Origin of the sequence: Pseudomonas mandelii (genome assembly GCF_006438925.1) — a bacterium.
Taxonomy (GTDB): domain Bacteria; phylum Pseudomonadota; class Gammaproteobacteria; order Pseudomonadales; family Pseudomonadaceae; genus Aquipseudomonas; species Aquipseudomonas mandelii_C.
This window is the reverse complement of the sequence record NZ_RCZA01000008.1, coordinates 55,193-71,703: the sequence shown is the minus strand read 5'-3', so window position 1 is coordinate 71,703 and position 16,511 is coordinate 55,193. Positions and strand designations below refer to the sequence as shown.

The 16,511-nt window shown below is 53.0% G+C and carries 12 protein-coding genes; 2 read left to right on the top strand and 10 right to left on the bottom strand.

Annotated features, from left to right (window positions below):
* Positions 1-6: 6 nt before the first annotated feature.
* The 7 genes from EAH74_RS19200 to EAH74_RS19170 all read right to left on the bottom strand — a co-directional run bounded on the left by EAH74_RS19200 (position 7) and on the right by EAH74_RS19170 (position 12,553).
* Positions 7-1,095, bottom strand: coding sequence for a DNA cytosine methyltransferase (locus EAH74_RS19200; protein ID WP_205012922.1), 1,089 nt, complete (start codon positions 1,093-1,095; stop codon positions 7-9).
* A gap of 914 nt (positions 1,096-2,009) precedes the next feature.
* Positions 2,010-2,870, bottom strand: coding sequence for a hypothetical protein (locus EAH74_RS19195; protein ID WP_140680368.1), 861 nt, complete (start codon positions 2,868-2,870; stop codon positions 2,010-2,012).
* A gap of 322 nt (positions 2,871-3,192) precedes the next feature.
* Positions 3,193-4,068, bottom strand: coding sequence for a DUF5655 domain-containing protein (locus tag EAH74_RS19190; protein WP_205012921.1), 876 nt, complete (start codon positions 4,066-4,068; stop codon positions 3,193-3,195).
* Complete coding sequence (locus EAH74_RS19185; RefSeq protein ID WP_140680366.1) at positions 4,065-7,082, bottom strand: type I restriction endonuclease subunit R; 3,018 nt, start codon at positions 7,080-7,082, stop codon at positions 4,065-4,067. Before EAH74_RS19185 ends, EAH74_RS19190 begins: the two co-directional genes overlap by 4 nt.
* 103 nt (positions 7,083-7,185) lie before the next feature.
* On the bottom strand, positions 7,186-8,829 hold the full coding sequence (locus tag EAH74_RS19180; RefSeq protein ID WP_140680365.1) for an RNA-binding domain-containing protein: 1,644 nt from the start codon (positions 8,827-8,829) through the stop codon (positions 7,186-7,188).
* Complete coding sequence (locus EAH74_RS19175; protein ID WP_140680364.1) at positions 8,829-10,163, bottom strand: restriction endonuclease subunit S; 1,335 nt, start codon at positions 10,161-10,163, stop codon at positions 8,829-8,831. Before EAH74_RS19175 ends, EAH74_RS19180 begins: the two co-directional genes overlap by 1 nt.
* Positions 10,160-12,553: a type I restriction-modification system subunit M gene (locus EAH74_RS19170; protein ID WP_140680363.1), complete on the bottom strand. Its 2,394-nt coding sequence runs from the start codon at positions 12,551-12,553 to the stop codon at positions 10,160-10,162. Before EAH74_RS19170 ends, EAH74_RS19175 begins: the two co-directional genes overlap by 4 nt.
* 698 nt (positions 12,554-13,251) lie before the next feature.
* Between EAH74_RS19170 and EAH74_RS19165 the strand changes: the two genes are divergently transcribed.
* Positions 13,252-14,532 (top strand): S-type pyocin domain-containing protein, encoded by a 1,281-nt coding sequence (locus EAH74_RS19165; protein ID WP_240050533.1) that lies wholly within the window; start codon positions 13,252-13,254, stop codon positions 14,530-14,532.
* A gap of 15 nt (positions 14,533-14,547) precedes the next feature.
* Entirely contained in the window at positions 14,548-14,787 is a 240-nt protein-coding gene (locus EAH74_RS19160) for a pyocin S6 family toxin immunity protein (protein ID WP_140680362.1), read from the top strand.
* A gap of 247 nt (positions 14,788-15,034) precedes the next feature.
* On the opposite strand, the gene EAH74_RS19155 is transcribed toward EAH74_RS19160, so the two are convergent.
* Genes EAH74_RS19155 through EAH74_RS19145 form a run of 3 tightly spaced genes read right to left on the bottom strand, consistent with a single transcriptional unit; the run spans position 15,035 to position 16,511 of the window.
* A complete protein-coding gene (locus tag EAH74_RS19155; protein ID WP_240050532.1) occupies positions 15,035-15,304 on the bottom strand; it encodes a hypothetical protein in 270 nt (89 codons plus the stop codon).
* Positions 15,305-15,324: 20 nt separating this feature from the next.
* The gene (locus tag EAH74_RS19150; protein WP_140680360.1) at positions 15,325-15,948 is read right to left on the bottom strand and encodes a hypothetical protein; all 624 of its coding nucleotides are present in this window, start codon (positions 15,946-15,948) and stop codon (positions 15,325-15,327) included.
* Positions 15,945-16,511, bottom strand: coding sequence for an RNA polymerase sigma factor (locus tag EAH74_RS19145; protein ID WP_140680358.1), 567 nt, complete (start codon positions 16,509-16,511; stop codon positions 15,945-15,947). Before EAH74_RS19145 ends, EAH74_RS19150 begins: the two co-directional genes overlap by 4 nt.

The window sequence follows — 16,511 nt, the reverse complement described above, 5'->3', positions numbered from 1 at the left end:
GAGGTTTCAATTACTGCCGCAGTTAGCTGAATTCAGAGCGAACTTAACTGCGGCAGCTATACTCTGAGCCAAAGGAGGTGGAACAGCATTAGAAACCTGCTCAACCTGCTCCGACAAGTTTCCCTTTAACACAAAGCTAACTGGAAACCCTTGAAGTATCATCGCTTCAAAAATACTTAAACGTCGAGTACCATTCGGATGTACGTGTATCTCACGATTTCCAAATGCCACTGTCGGACTAGCTTTATCCCAAACCAAACGCTTGAAGCTTCTTCCTTCTGCGTAGTTTGATTCCGGACTTAAAAAGCGAGCTGATTTCGGCTGCATTGTCCAATGATTTGGATGGACAGGAATATCTGCAGGCGTCAGGGCCCTGTTAAAAAAAACAGGCTCAGAAAGATGCGAAATAGCCTCTCTAACTGTTTTTAATCCTGCCTTCTCTAAAGGTTTTACGGGCAAGTAGCCCTGCCCTATACGCATAGCGGACAATATAACTCGACGGCGATTTTGAGGAACACCGAAATCGAGAGCGCACAACTCTTTCTCTGTAACGTCAAAACCTAAATCGATAAGGCCGTCCACTAATGCCTTATATGTATCAGCGTGCTTTTTGTCTCTGATACCTAATACATTTTCCAAAACTACAAAATCAACTGTGTAGTCGATTTGTAATCGTTTAACGATGTCCAAGTAGAGACGAGGAAGCTGATTCCGCGGATCATCCGCTTGAGATGTAGTGTTGGCTCGCGAGAAGCCTTGGCAAGGCGGGCCCCCAATCAAACCTATCCGCTTTCCAACACTCACTTTTTCTGTAACGAGCCCATGGACACCTTCAGGCTGTAATTTAATAAGATCCGCCGCAACGCTATGCGTTTGTGGGAAATTAGCTTTGTGCGTGCGAACTGCCGCTGCAGAAATATCAATTGCTAACGGAATCTGAAAACCTTCTTGATGGAACCCCCAGTCCAGGCCCCCAGCCCCACAGAACAAGCTGATGACTTCCGGATACTCAGTTTCACCAGTAACAGACTGCATCGGCGGGATGGACTCACGTTCGGGAGCTTCATGGCAACGTGCAGCGCTAGCTGAGGACATTAATTTCGCCTTTGGAGATGCATACAGGTGATTCTTGGGATAACACGGTCAACCCGATGCAAATGCACGGAGGACGAGTCTTGTACCTATGGGGCTCACCTCACAGGCATCAAACGAGGCAGTATATCAGTTAGCACCATCGCTACGCCCACCAAGGCTCTCTTTTTGGCATCGCTGAGGACCTCTGAGAGTAGCTATGACCGAGCTCGAAAGGGGTTGGAACAGCTGGAAGCATTCTATTATTTCCAAAGATTTTGTAACACCGCAAAGGCTGATCGCTTGGGGGTGTAACGTATTTCAGCCTTGACGTGTAACGGACATAAAGCCAATGAAATCAACGAGTTGAACTATTAGCAACACCAGTAACACCTGTTACACCACCATTTTATCGACCAAGAACAATCCTCCCCCTTTCCCCCATTTCAGGACGCCTACAGCGGCCGAGCACCGGCGAATGATGTTGAAATCTCCCGGGGCCCCTGCGGATATCTGAGAGGTACGGGGTCGGAAACCCGCGTGATCGTGTTAGCGGAAAAGTGCACAGCTTAGTGAACAGGTGAACCTGGTGAACTGCTATTCACCTGTGCATTTGCCCTATCGCATGGTAGCTCGCCGGGGACCCTGGGCATTTCGAATGGGTACGGGGCAAAGAACCCGCGCGTTCGTGTTAGCGGCTAGATTTTTGAAGTTGGTTGACAGGTTGACGGAGTTGACTCGGTTGACGAACGCCATGCGTGCGTTATCAGCAACACAAAGGAGCATCTTTACCAACACGGTAACGATGCCCTTTTTTCTTCAAGATCCTTTCAATTTCAACGTTGAAATTTCAGTAAGCTGAGGAAACTACCGCTAACAAGATCTCGCGGGTTTCCGACCCCGTACTGTTACGAATCTCTCAGGGTCCCCAGCAGTTTTCACGGTGTAAGTTCGACGTCAAACACGAGCTTCGTGCCGGAGGTAGGCTCATACACCCAGAGCTCTCGTTCTTCAAAAAGGACATGGAGTCGAAAGTCTTTATCGGCAAAACCCAGCGAGTGCTGGATGGAATCTTCGGTCAATCTGCACACACTCTCGAGGTGATCTAGCTGTGCATACAGTTTCTGTAAGCTCATGAAATCTGCCATGGCCGTCTTGTTACTCATAAATCCACCTCCTGGAGGAAACACAACCTCCCCCGATGGCTTCGCGACAGTGGCATTGACTGACTTCCGCCTTAAAGTGATGCGCTCACGAGGTGTCAGGCGCTCAGAGGTCATCCTTGTCCCATTGCTTGGAAGCAACGAAGGCCAATTCTCAGCGATTGTGCCTATTAGCTGCTCTTTGGCCCAAACGTCTCCATGACCTATGCCATGGGGATAGGCTTCAATGAAATAAACACAATCTGGCGTGATCAGCACGAAAGCAACAATCTGTGTCGACTCAATCATTCCGTTAGGTTGCATTTGCTCGCCTAAATGCAAATGCAAAATCCCCCAATCATCGAGTAGCTGATCGTGTCGTTGGGTGTTGAAGGTACTGCGACTTAAATAGGGGCCAAGGCTGCCTCCTAGGTGGATGACACCACAAAGCTTACTGAGCCCAGCTTTCAGATCGTCTGGTACTGAAAATGAAGATGAGAATTTTGTATCCCGGCGAATCGCCTCAGGGCAACGACGCCGTAACTTGAAGAGCAGGAGAGTGCAATCAGTCGTATCGTTTGACGGAGCTTCAACACCCAAACCTGAAAGCTCAGCTTGAGCGTACTTAAGCAAATCAGCTCTAAAATCCATATCCATGCGGCAGCTCCAAACTGGATGACAAGTGCACGGAACAGTAGATCGGCCGACGAGAGGTCGTAAACAATTAACAAATCAATAGAGCGGCCAGTGCTCCGCACCGTGTATGCCCACGTGTATGCCTAACTGAAACCATGCCACCATAGACCCGTAAATAGGGCACTTGAGCCTCCAGTTCAAACGACGCCTGGGCACCATACGTAGAAACGAGAAAGCCTCAGACCGCAGGGTCTGGGGCTTTTTTGTGTTTGAGATTTCGGCGAGCACTCAGCTCTAGTTCTATTGGTAGCTGCGCTCAATCAGTACTTTGGCCCTTTCCAGATCAGCCTGAGTACGCAGGCTCAACTCCAAATCGCCGGTACCCCAGTGACCTATGCCGCACATCACGGCTGAAGCCTTCTATAAGCTCGACAGAATCAGGATTAAGTTTGAGGTAAAGCTGTAGCCGCTTGGATTGCACCAACAAGCTGGCGAAGTTTTTCAGACGACGGAATGCGAGGTAGAGCTTCAAGGGCTTCTCCTGAACATCATCGCCTAGAGACTGCAGGTAGCTGGTGGTCTGCTCAAAGAGCGCGGAGATGTCCAACGGCGCCTGGGCCAGTTGTTCCTGCCAAGTCTTATCCTTAGCGGCGGAGGTAGGTTTGTCTGCTCCGCTTTCTACAGACTTTGCTGATGCCGATGCATCAGCCACGCTCACCACATTGACCAGCTCAAACAGCAGCAGGTCATCTGCGAACAATTTGTAGCGGATCAGCTCAATATTGCGCTGGATCAGTTGTACCGCATGCTGATCGTAACGGGTGAAATCGGCGGCTATACACAGCAGTCGCGTGCCGCTCCACTCAATCTGTTCGGCGGCCTCCTTCCCCAATTTTTCCATCACCAACCAGCGAAACTCGGCCTGATGATCCAGCAACCAATCGAGATAGAACAGACCCTGATTAATCACATTCTCGTTGCTATGACGCTTGTATTCGATGATTACAGGACAGCCATTCTCGTCGAGCCCAAGCGAGTCGATACGACCCTTGTGGGTTTTACCGGTGGCGTATTCGGTGGCGAGAAAACGCACACCGAGGAAGGTTTCCATCTGCGCTTCGATTAAGCTTTGTAGCTGTTTTTCTACCGCCACTGCACGACCAGGTAATTCACAGGCACCGTTTGCGGTGTTCAATCGAAAGAGTTGGATATCGCTCACCCTAGCATCCCTCGTATATTTCCCTGCAAGGTTGACTTGAGTGCAGCATCGCTAGCCACCAATCGGTACAGCTCAAGATCCTCGCGCCGGCGCCTCAGCATTACTTCATCAAAGATTTTGTCGAAGGCCAGTTTGCGATGGTCTTCGTCCTGGCTCTTCTGATACTTGGTATCGAAATCGGGATGCTCTTGAATGCCCTTAACAATACTCAGGAACTTCACGCGCTTTTCTTCGTTCGTTACTCCCCAGGCCTGGAACCAGCGGTCGTTGAAGGACTGGATGATCTGATCCAACGGGTCAGTTTCCTGATCGCCACCGTGCACCCCTCGCGGATTGGGGTTTGCCGGATCCTGCGTGGTCTCGGAGTCGTCCAACACAATTGAGTGATTGAGCTTTACCCGCTCCAGCCCATACGAGGAAAGATCCACTGAGTTCAGTAGGGCGTCGATCTCGTCGGCGTGCTTATCCTCGACCTTTAGCTTCGGTATCAGGAACTTGAGGAACCAGAAGAGCTTTTCCCAGGCAACGATCTCATAAGGCATGATCGAAGCCATCTGCCCGTAGATCTTTACGAACTGCTTTGCCTTAATTTTGAAATCAATTTTCTCCTCATCCTCCAGCTCCAGTTCAACGTCGTAACGCTCGACGGCAATATCAATCAGCACAGCCAACCGCTCAGCGTCGACATTGTCGAAGTACTGCGCAGCAAAAGACTCCACCTCCGGCCACTCGTAAACTCCCACCTCGTCCAATTGATCCTTGAGCTCATGAAGCACATTGATGTCCGTGGCGCCGGAGAGACTGGTGGCTGTGTAGAAAGGATCGAAGGACGTCTTGATCTCCTCTACCAGGTTGAAAAAGTCGAGAACGAACAAGTCTTCGGTCTTCTTGCCCCATTTCGGCGCAGCGCGGTTGAGGCGTGACAGCGCTTGCACGGCGAGCACGTCCTGCAACTTCTTGTCGACATACATGGCGCATAACTTGGGCTGATCAAAACCGGTCAAATACTTGTTAGCTACAACGAGTAAGCGGTACTCCTCGGTATCGAACTTGTCCCGGGTGTCTCCTTCGGCGAAGCCGTTGATCTGAGCCTCACTATATTCGATGCCGTCCACCAGCTTGTCGCCGGAGAAGGCGATCAACACCTTGAACGGGTTGCCCCGCGCCTCCAGCAAACGGCAGATGGCCTTGTGATAACGGATGGCCGCCTCAATGTTCTGGGTGATGACCATGCCCTTGGCCAGACTTTTGAGTTTTTTCGGGATGACCACCTGCTCGATGAAGTGATCCAGCATGATCTCGGCCTTGGCGTTGATGGTCTGCTGGTCGCGCTCAACATAGGTACGTAACTTCTTCTGTGCCTTTAGCTTATCGAACAGCGGGTTGTCCTCGATGGACTTGCGGATTTCGTAATAGCTTTTGTAGGTGGTGTAGTTCGCCAGTACATCAAGGATGAAACCTTCCTCGATGGCTTGCTTCATTGAATACAGGTGGAACGGCTCGAAGCGGCCATAAGCCTGGAGTTGCCCGAACTTCTCCAAGGTGCTGTTCTTCGGCGTAGCTGTGAAGGCGAAGTAAGAGGCGTTTCCCTGCATCTTGCTTTTCTTGATAGCTCCAAGAATTTTCTCTTGTGCGTCATCCAGCTCATCACCCCCCATCACCCTATTCATGTTTCCGTGGGAGCTGCCATCCTGCGAGCCGTGAGCTTCGTCAATAATCACGGCAAAGCGCTTGCTACTCATATCGTCGATACCTTCGACGATCACTGGGAACTTCTGAATGGTGGTGATGATGATTTTTTTGCCCTGTTCCAGCGCGTGCTTTAAATCCGAAGATTTCAGCGCTGGAGCGATGATGTTCTTAACCTCCGAAAAATCACGAATGTTTTCGCGCAACTGCTTGTCCAGCAAGCGCCGGTCTGTCACCACAATGACCGAATCGAAGAGCGGCACATCCAGACCCCTAGCCCCAGCCACATCCAGCGAAGCCGGGTAGGTTTCGATCAACTGATAGGCCGCCCAAGTAATGGAGTTCGACTTGCCCGAGCCGGCCGAGTGCTGGATCAAGTAGCGCTGGCCCACTCCATGCGAGCTGGCATGCGCCACAAGTTCCCGCACTACATCCAATTGGTGGTAGCGCGGGAAGAAAAGCGTCCGCTTGGTCAGCGGTGTTTTGCTGCTGCCGTCCAGACGAACGAAGTGCTGGATGATGTTGGCCACGCTCTGTCGGCTGAAGATTTCCCGCCACAGGTAGGCACTCCTGTGGCCATCGCGGTTGGGCGGGTTGCCGGCACCATGATTGTGACCCTTGTTGAATGGTAGGAAGAAGGTAGCGTCACCGGCAAGCTTGGTGGTCATATAGACTTCATCGGTATCTACCGTCATATGCACCAAACAACGACCGAATTGCAGCAGGGGCTGACTGCTGTCGCGATCCTGCTTGTACTGTTTCTGTCCGTGATAACGGGCGGTCTGGCCGGTCCACGGATTCTTCAGCTCCAGGGAGGCAAAGGGCAACCCGTTGATGAAGAGCACCATATCGATCTCTTCCAGGGTATTGCTCAGGGAGTAACGCACCTGACGGCTGCTGCTGAAGATGTTCGTCGCAAAGTGGAGCTTGACCCGTTCTGAGCTGCTGGCCAGCGGCGCGGGATACATCAGGTTGAAGTGAACGTCGTCTATAGCGAGGCCACGTTTAAGGAGATGAAGTAAGCCATACTTCTTCGCCAACCGGTCGAAACGCTCCAGGATGCGCAGATCCCAATCGTCGTAACGCTGCTTAAGACGCTCCAGTTCATCGGGCTGGCTGTCATGAAGGAATTGCCATAACCAGCGGGTATCCACCGCATAACGGGCATTGAAGTCCTGGGGGCGGCCCCGCCGGTATCCGTGATTGGGGCCAAAGGGACATTCAGCCGCGCCCTCGCGTACCATTAATTGCTCTTCTGAGCAGGTACCGGTTAGGTATTTCTCAATACTCGCTTCCAGCGCTTGTTCGTTGGTCTTGCTTACCATGCTGGCTTCCTTGTGCCGTGCATTCCTGTCGGCACCAGGCAACCCCCGGCACGACGCGCGAATGTCTAAAAATGTCTAAAAACGTCTAATAATGTCTAGAAAATCAGCCTTTAGACATTTTCCACAGCTTGCCCTTGACCTCGATAACGCCCTGAATCTTAAGCGCCTGCAGCAGATTTTTGATCTTGTTGGCTTTCTGCTGACGGTCTAGAACCTCAGGTAGTTTGTCTACCAGTAGCTTATCGATGTCGATCCGTTTTGCTGAGCCAGACTTTTGGATCAACTCGCAAATAAGGCGCTTGTAATGGGTATCGTCGATGCCCCGGTTAAGGATGTACTGCGCCAGATCGTCGCTGTGCCGCGCCACTTGGGCGGAAATATGAAAATTGGGCTTACGTCCTTCAATCAACCCCTGCGCCTTGAGATGGAGAGACTGCGCATCGGTCAGCGGTTTGCGCTTCTGCACCCGATCCAAGAGCAGGATGTCCTCCAGCGACAAGTTGGGCAGCTCAGCCAACTTGCGCGCATAGCTCATATCCAACACGCGTCCGGTGATAGTGACCTGCACGCGATTCCGCTCAAGCTGATACTCAGGCAGTGGAAAGAAGCGGTTCTTCTGGATCAGAAACATCTTGCGGATGCCGCTGCCGATGGTGTCGATCATGTTCAGGTTGACCATTGCATCGGTGAGGAAGCGATTGCGGTAGCGGGTTTCTGGGGCGTCGGCCTGGATCACTTGTTCCACTGAGCCGGGAATGAAGTCGCCGGGGTTACTGAAGCAAAGACGCCCGTCTTCGAATTCGACCACTGACACCTTACCGCCCAGCTCGTAGTCTTGGTGAGCAATGGCATTGTTGAGGGCTTCGCGGATGATGAAAGGGTCATACTGGTCGACCTCTTCGGGGAACAACGAGCTCTCGGACATATAGCGGTATTTCAGGTTGCGGATTTTACGGTAGACCTCATCCGCACTGACTAACAATGGGCAGGAGAAGTGCTGGTAATCCCGCTCAAAACCGTCGCGGTCCTTGAGAATCCAGCTGAGAGTGGGCGAGGCAGGATTGAGCCAGTGTGCCGCCTCCGGTTTGCCCAGCAACAAGATGGCGGTCCGAGTGATCTGCCCCTGGATGGTTACCTTCGCCTTGTTGAGAAAAGTCTCATCAGTCCAGTCCGTCAGTTCAGCGGCTAGCTTGGGGTGTTTGGTGGCATATTCGCGCCGGGCCAGCGCGATAGCCTCTTCACTCAAGTCGGCCAGGCATGCACCGGGACAGAGGCCCGCGCTCCAGTCTTGAAGTCGGTTCTGGCGGCGAATTCGCTCGATCTCTTCGAGTGACAGTGGCCCGAGAGATTCGCCGTCACGGCCGTAGTAGTGTCCTTCCCAGCCCACCGGTAGCCCTTGTGGTGCTGCGGGAATCTCGAACAACAGCACCCGACCGGAGGGATGCTGAACGGTATGAATCTCGATAAAGGTCAGGCGCTGACTAACTTTGTCGGCCACTTCCTTTTTCAGCGATTGCAACTGCTTGGGTGTCTCTCGAAAGCGCGTGCCTACCACCTGCTGGCGGTCATTGACGCCGAAAACCAGCCAGGCACTGTGCAACCCTTTGAGGTTGGCCTCGTTGCTTAGCGCCGAGAAATAGCGGCCGAGCTTGTCGAAGTCGTAGTTGCTCTTGGCTTCCTTGAACTCGACAACTTCGCTCTCGCCACTACCGGCCAGCAAACGCTGCAGTTGCTGCTGGACATCCATCAGGCCATCTCCAAGTCCTGTCGCTCAGGCTCCACTACGCCAGGCACCTTGATCTTGCCGGTCACGGCGCTGTTGATCATGGTGGATTTGTACTCTTTGAGTTTGGTGATTTGCTCTTCAAGCAAAACGATTGCCTTGTCTTGCTTTTCAGAGACCTTCTCGATAAAGCGTAGAATCTCTCGCTGCTCGTCTGAGGGTGCAACGGGCACAGGCATATCAAACAATTCGCTTGTATATAGGCGAATTAACCCTTCAACAATCCCAGTTGCACGGACAACAAATTGAGAAATATAAGATGGATTTCTAAACAAGTATTCGAGAAGCTTTAGATCATCAATATAAGCCTTACGCTTATATACTGCATAATCAGGGCTAACAATTCCCTTTTCTGGGATGCAGCTCTTGAAGAAAACCCCCAGATGGGCTTTCAACTTATTGAAAACCAAGTCACCTTCAAAAACAATTTTGTTGTCTACATTGCTTGCAGCAACTTCAGCTTTTTCATGATATTCCGAGCGAACAACGAGACCATGCACCTGACTGACCATAAATAATGGTTCTTCGCCAGTTTTTGACCGTTCATTTCGCTCTTCAAGCACGTATTTCAGACGTTTGATTACCCAATGCGCTGGAATCTCACCAATCCATTCAATACCGGAATCCTTCATGGATACATTAGGGTCAAGGCCAAGCATTACGGCCTTCTGCACTAGTATCTGCTTGCGCTCTTTAAGCAGTTCAATCTGTCGTTCCTTGACGCTCAAAGCCTGGTCAATTAGACCTACTTTTCGGTCTAAAAAATCGGCAATTGCAATCTGTTCGCAATATGGAGGAAATATCAAGTCTACTTGTGAGAAATTATAAAAATTTAGATCCTGCCCATCCCGTATAAAGCTTGCAGTTGACTGCAGGGCCTCAATATATCTTTTTGACTTGAATAGATAACCATAATAGCTGGAATCTAATTCTTTCAATGGGCGAAGAACAACATAAGACGATCGAATGCATCCCGCAGCCCAAGCACGTTCCAATCCGCCCTGGAAGCTCCGCATGCTAATCACGAAGTCGTTGACTTCTACATGTTTTCTTTTGTCCAAGTGCAAGGTTATCTTAACTACTTTTCGCCCCACCATGGATTCAAATTGATCTTGAGGTATAACGCCATATGCCTGAGTTGCCGAGAGTTGAACATCTTCCTTTTTTGCTCGCTCAATTCTTTGAGAGAAAAGGTGTTTGCTACGGCTTATCCCCCAGTGACTAGGAATTTTTTCAAGCCAACGAATTGATGAGCATTTATAAGCATCATATGCAGAAGAATTTGGCGGCGCCGTCATGACCACGTCCTCTGTACAAGGTCAACCTCAATCCCTAAAATCTCCGCAATCAATCCCTCCGCCTGATGCTCCAGCGTCACGATTTCCCGCGCCAACTCTTCCATGCTGCGCAATGGCTGGTGCTTGTAGAAATACTTGTTAAAGCTAATCTCGTAGCCGATCTTCACCGACTCCAAATTGATCCACGCTTCCTCGACATGGGGCTGCACTTCAGCCTTGAAGAAACGGTGGATAGATTCAGCCAACGGGATGCTTTCGCTATCGCGCAGCTCGCTACTGGATTCATAAGTGATGAACTCACCGGGCTTGCCATTAGGGTAGTAGCCATAATCCACAAGCTCGTGCTCGCTGCAGTTCAGCCGCTGCCGCAGGACCGCCAGATGTGCGCGGTCAAACTTCTCGACTTTGCGGATCACCTTAGCGGCTTTTTCGTCGTACCAACTAACGGCATTCAGCAATTGGTTACGCTCGCTGGCACCGAGCTTAATACCGGATTCGCGGCTCAACTGCTTGAGCACCTTGTCCACCTGTTTGGCGAACCAATTGAAGTCGTCGAACTCGTTGGTGCCGACTGCCTGCATCAAGTAGTTGGCCACGGTAACCAGCAGGGACTGCTTCATCCAAACTTCGAGGTTCAGCACCTTCTTGCGTTGTTTGGCGTTGAGTTCCAGGCCCTGATCCTCGCACCAAGAGAGAATGGCCTTTTCGTTCTTGGCCAGAGTCTGATCCTGGTACACCGCCTCGCCCCACTGGCGGTAGATCCATTCCATGGGCTCGCGCAGTGCCTTGTCAAAACGCAAGGTTTCGATGCGTTCGGCGCTGAACTGCGCCTTACGTCGGTCCGGCCGCTCGATATTGACCTTGTGGTAGCCGAAGTCACGGTTTTCGAATACTCGGGCAGCGATGCCGTCGCTGCCGCCCTGACGGTCGATGCTGTCCAGATTGAGGTAAGCCTGAGTAATCAGCTCGATATGTTCGGCAGCGAACTCGCAGTTCTTATTGCCCAGGTTCTTGCGCAGCTTGCGGTACAACAGGCTGGCGTCGATCAGTTGCACCTTGCCCCGTCGATGTGCCGGCTTGTTGCTGGACAGCAACCAGATATAGGTGGTGATGCCGGTGTTGTAGAACAGGTTGTTGGGCAACTGGATGATGGCGTCCAGCAGATCGTTTTCGATGATGTGACGGCGGATATTGCTTTCGCCACCGCCAGCGTCGCCGGTGAACAGGCTGGAGCCGTTGTGCACCGAGGCGATGCGCGAACCAAGACCTACTTCACCCGGTGCCTTCATCTTGTTGACCATTTCCATCAGGAAAAGCAGCTGGCCGTCGCTGGAGCGCGGGGTAGCGTCTTGCTCCTCTTCGTTGCCCCAGTAGTCCCTGAGCGTGACTTTGAAGCGCGGATCAATGACGTTGCCATTCTCCTTGATGAATTTCTGCTCACTCGCCCAGCTCTTGCCATAGGGAGGATTGGACAGCATGAAGTCGAAGCGGCTACCGGCAAATTCGTCGACGGACAGGGTGGAACCGGGTCGGATGTAGGCGGGGTTATTGCCCTTGATCATCATGTCCGACTTACAGATGGCATAGGTCTCGTCGTTGATTTCTTTGCCGTAGAGGTAGACGTCACGTCGTGTAGTCGGGTCCGGGTATTTCTCTTCGATGAAGTTCTGCGACTCGGTAAGCATGCCGCCACTGCCGCAGGCCGGGTCGTAGATGGTCATGACCGTAGGCAGGCGATCCTTGATCGGGTCGAAAACCAAGTGGGTCATCAGCTCGATCACTTCGCGCGGGGTGAAGTGTTCACCCGCTTCCTCGTTGTTCTCTTCGTTGAACTTACGAATCAGCTCTTCGAACACATAACCCATGCCCAGGTTACTCAAGGCAGGCAGGCGGTTGCCCTCTGGGTCCTCGATATCCTTCGGGGTGAGGTTGATGTGAGGAGAGGTGAATTTTTCCAGTACGTCGAGCAGCACGTCTTTAGCGGCCATGTGGCGCACTTGAGCCTTGAGATTGAAGCGCCGGATGATGTCTTTGACGTTGCCGCTGAAGCCGTCGAGATACTCCTCGCAGTTGGACAGGAGAATCTGCTGATTGTTGGTGGCCGTCTTCTGTAGCTGACTGAGCGTCCATTTACTGATGTTGTAGAACACATAACCAGAAGCAGCTTGCAGGGCGCTCTCGTCCAGTTCGGTCAAACCCATCTCACGCTGAAGTGCCAACTCATCCATCACTTTGGATTTGGTCGGCTCCAGCAAAGCATCCAGGCGACGCAACACCACCATGGGAAGAATGACGTCGCGGTACTTGCCGCGTACATAGATATCGCGCAGGCAATCGTCGGCAATGGACCAGATGAAAGAAACCAGTTTGTTGTGGACCGCGTGGTTCACTGCAGATACTCCGTATCGAAGACGCTGGCCAACCGGGCGACTAGGCAGCCCAAGGGTTGACGAAACGCAGCATCTTAACCAAATGGGGCCGAGACCGGGCTGAAATCTGGCCCATGGAACAGCCGTCGATCACCTCGTCCCGGCTCTTTCGGATAGGGATACCTCGCGGCTTACTCCTAGGGTTGAGCGGACGCTCCAGTCGAATGCGAGATTACTGCCATGACCAGGGCTGGCGGAACCTCAAATGGCAAAAAGAAAAATCCAGATAATAAAAAACCCCTGAGCAGTCTCAGCGCCGGAGCGCATCAACCGACAGGGGCCGTGTTGTTGGTGATTATAAGGAATGAGAACTTCTCGGCAACAGCTGGTTAATCCGATGCAACCGTCAAGGAAAACTTGACGGTTCGATTTGAGTGCAGCCGCCAGACTCCGACGCCCGCTGGCTTTCCTATATTTCCTGGATGGTTTTTAGCGGTACCTGGATGACTCTTGGGTAGTCAGCGGCCATTGCTGCTCCGACACTCGCGGTTGCCATTCACCCAATATCAGAGGTTGCATCGTGCACCACACGCGAAGGGAGCGGAGCCTGTTAGGCCTGAATCAATCGACCGGTTCGGACAAATGCCGCAAAACTATTTTTTGCCCGGTGCGCCTCACGCTCTCCAGAATGCCCCTAGGACTTAATCAAAGGGAATTTCATGCGCTTGATAAGGAATGCCGACAAGGGTTTCAAACAAACCGAAAGCCCCAGCAATGCTGCACGATTGGTGAAGGACGCGCTGATGCGAGGTCGACACAACATCGACGGACTTGCCAATTTTGGGAGCCATTCCCGCATCAGCGACAGCGAAATTGTCGAGTCCGTCCGCAAGGGTGATTTGCTGTTGGTAAAGGAACGCATTACCAGTTCAGGCAGTGGCTTCGTAGCTAGATCAGCGCCAGCGCCTGAACCGGTCTACATCCCCCAAAAAGATCCATGGCCACAGACCAAGCCTCGCGACGATCAGGTCTTTGCCAAATCTTGCATCCCCGATAACTGGTGTCGCACCGACGCCGGCACCGCCTTGGAACCCGCTTCGAACTTCGGCAAGGTAATGGTCGCAGGCGCCATGCTTTTTCCGTCGGACAGTACCGCCGTAGCGACGGCACTTGGCGCCGATCTGGCACTAGGTCGCATGGCCGGTGGCGGCATCCTGCAGCAGCGTCTCAATTGGGCGATACGCGGTGCGGGTGGGCCTGTCAGTGTTTTCATACTGGGCATGCTCCCGACCAAGATGGATGACGGGACGCTCCATACCGACACTCAATTGCGTAGCATGACCCACGCACCTACCCGTGTGCGCTTTCAGTTTCGTCGCGATGCCAAGGGCGCATTACAAGTCTACGGCATCCATACAACCGCATCAGGCGACGATACGGTACGCACGGTGCAAGCCACGTGGAACGCCGACAAAACCGCCTTGGAGGCCAAGCTCAACGGCATCACTATTCTGTGGACGCCCCAGCGCGGGCCACTGGGAGAAATGCCGCCGCTGATCTATCCCGACAGCAGCGGAGAACAACTTGGCACCATCCTGGTCCACCCGATTCCGGACAACACCGACAGTCAGCTCGAAGGCCTCCCCGGTGAAGACATCACCACCGACGACTGTATTCTGGTGTTTCCAGCAGACACCGGGCTGAAGTCGCTGTACGTAGTGTTTGCTCGGCCTATTGGCGGCGACTACAGCTACCATCCCGCCCCCAAAACACTGACAGCCTTCCCAGACGCCACACGCGCAAAACAAATGTCGAGCGTCCAAGGCGGAGGCAAAAAACGAAGTCGTTGGAAAGATCGCAAGGGCAGAATTTATGAATGGGATTATGAGAACGGCAGAATTGAACTCTACGACAAGCAAGGTAAGCATTTGGGAGAGTTCAACCCCGATACAGGAGAACGTACAAAGGCTGCTGAACCAGGGCGAACCACATCAAAGTGATATCGGAGAGCAATAATGTTTTTAGAGATTACGGGCTTTCTTGCAGGCGACAACGAAGACGATTCGATCAAATTTGAGCTCGACGTAAGCCCTGAATTTGAGCAAGCGGTTATGGACGTTTTGGGTTGGGACAGCTTAGCGGCGGAGGCTAATGGCGAGCTTCCATTAACCGGCGGGCAGGTCCAACAATTGGAAATTGCGATCCAACAGTCATTACCGAAAGAATTGGAGCTGTTCATCGGTGTACGGGCATAGCAGGGGTTGATAGCGGAAGTTCGACGAAGTGCGCACCTCACCAGGCCGATGACCGTCAAACCACGTTTAGATCGTCGGTCGCGGGGCGCTTATGATCAACTTCTGGGTAGTTTCTTGGGTAGTCGGCATTTTTTTGGTCAATCTCCCCGGCCCCTCGGGCGATGTTGGTAAGAATTTCAGTTGCTCGGTAATCCCGAACTACTGCCGCTGATAGACGATGCACAAAAAAACCGCCGAAGCGGTTTTTTTATTCAGTCGTCCAGTCGAACTCGTCGTACTCATCATCGTCTTCTTCATCCTCGATCAACTCATCATCAAGAACGTCTTCCTCAAACGCTTCTTCTGCCTGCTTCGCCAGCAGAAACTCCTTACGACTCTCAGTCACCGCGCGCCGTAATTCCTCGCCCTTCTCCGGGCAGTTGAGCATTTGGGCGATGCGGTCGATTTTTTTCGCCATGGCTACCTCCAACGCATCGGCTATGGGCCGATAGTGCGCGCTTTCGGGTGTCGATGCCAAATGACTGACCGCTCTGCCTCTCAGTTTTTCTGCAAATCCTTGAGTCTGGCTGTGAGATTTTCCTTGGGAAAGCGTTTATGCAATGTCGCCATCAGGTCAGCCGCCGCTTGAGCCTGACCAGCCTTTTGCAGGCGGATCACTTCCCTTAATTGATCGTCGATAAACGTTGCCGGAGCTATCGCCGGGCGTTTGCTGACCTTCGCTTCGTCAGCCATTTCGACATTGATCGATTCGCTCTGCGCGGGCGCGGCAAAATCGGCCATTGGCGCCGCAGGCGCGGGGGTGGACATGGCGCCGGCCGGGGCAGCCAGAGAACGCGCAACCGATGACGGTGCTTCTTTTTTGGCGGCCGGTGCAGACGCTTTGGGTGCAGGCGCGAAGTCGTAACTCGGCGGTTGCTCCTCCGTGCGTTGCACCAGTGCAAGCATCAGGGCCACACCGACGAGGCTGGCAAATGCGACCTGCCAACGGGGTTTCTGGCAGGCCTGAACCCAGCGTTTCCACAGACCTGGCTTCTGCACAGGGACTTCGCGCTGTGCGGCAGCCAGGAGGAACGCGTCGAGATGGGCCGGCGGTTCGCTGGTCGCGTGTTCACGATAGTGCTTCAACACTTCGTCTTCTGGCGTAGGACGGGCGTCAGTCATGTCAGTACCTCCTCGGCCAGCAGCCGACGCAGTTTTTGCTGGGCGTAGCGCAAACGACTTTTGACGGTTTCCAGCGGTGTTTCGGTGAGGGTGGCGATCTGCGGCAGGTCGAGATCGCCATGGGTGCGCAGCAGGAATACTTCGCGCTGGTCAGCGGGCAGGTTTTGCAGGGCCGCTTCGAGGCGCTGGCTGTCGCGGCTCAGGCTCAGCAGTTGTTCGGGATCGGCAGCGTCATCGCTCAGCGCGTGGATCTGTTCGTCGTAGCTATCGTGCAAGGGGTTGTGGATTCCGTGTTTGCGCCAGTGATCGATCAGTCGATTGCGGGCAATCTGGTAAAGCCAGGTACGAAAATTCGCCCGGCCTTGTGGCTGACTGGTGCTGCGGATCAGGCTCAGCCAGGTGTCCTGGTAAACCTCTTCGGCCAGCTCGGGCTTGCCGCTCAGGCCGAGCAGGAATCGGTAGAGCCCTTGGCGGTGGCGGGCGTACAGAATCTCGAACGCCGGCCCGTCGCCTGCGCGATAACGGGCCAGCAGCGATTCGTCGCTCGATTCAGGAGCTGACAT

Coding starts and splice junctions, on each gene's coding strand:
- EAH74_RS19200 (WP_205012922.1), bottom strand. CDS start 1,095: ATGTCCTCAGCTAGCGCTGCACGTTGCCATGAAGCTCCCGAACGTGAG.
- EAH74_RS19195 (WP_140680368.1), bottom strand. CDS start 2,870: ATGGATATGGATTTTAGAGCTGATTTGCTTAAGTACGCTCAAGCTGAG.
- EAH74_RS19185 (WP_140680366.1), bottom strand. CDS start 7,082: ATGGTAAGCAAGACCAACGAACAAGCGCTGGAAGCGAGTATTGAGAAA.
- EAH74_RS19180 (WP_140680365.1), bottom strand. CDS start 8,829: ATGGATGTCCAGCAGCAACTGCAGCGTTTGCTGGCCGGTAGTGGCGAG.
- EAH74_RS19175 (WP_140680364.1), bottom strand. CDS start 10,163: ATGACGGCGCCGCCAAATTCTTCTGCATATGATGCTTATAAATGCTCA.
- EAH74_RS19165 (WP_240050533.1), top strand. CDS start 13,252: ATGCGCTTGATAAGGAATGCCGACAAGGGTTTCAAACAAACCGAAAGC.
- EAH74_RS19160 (WP_140680362.1), top strand. CDS start 14,548: ATGTTTTTAGAGATTACGGGCTTTCTTGCAGGCGACAACGAAGACGAT.
- EAH74_RS19150 (WP_140680360.1), bottom strand. CDS start 15,948: ATGACTGACGCCCGTCCTACGCCAGAAGACGAAGTGTTGAAGCACTAT.
- EAH74_RS19145 (WP_140680358.1), bottom strand. CDS start 16,511: ATGTCAGCTCCTGAATCGAGCGACGAATCGCTGCTGGCCCGTTATCGC.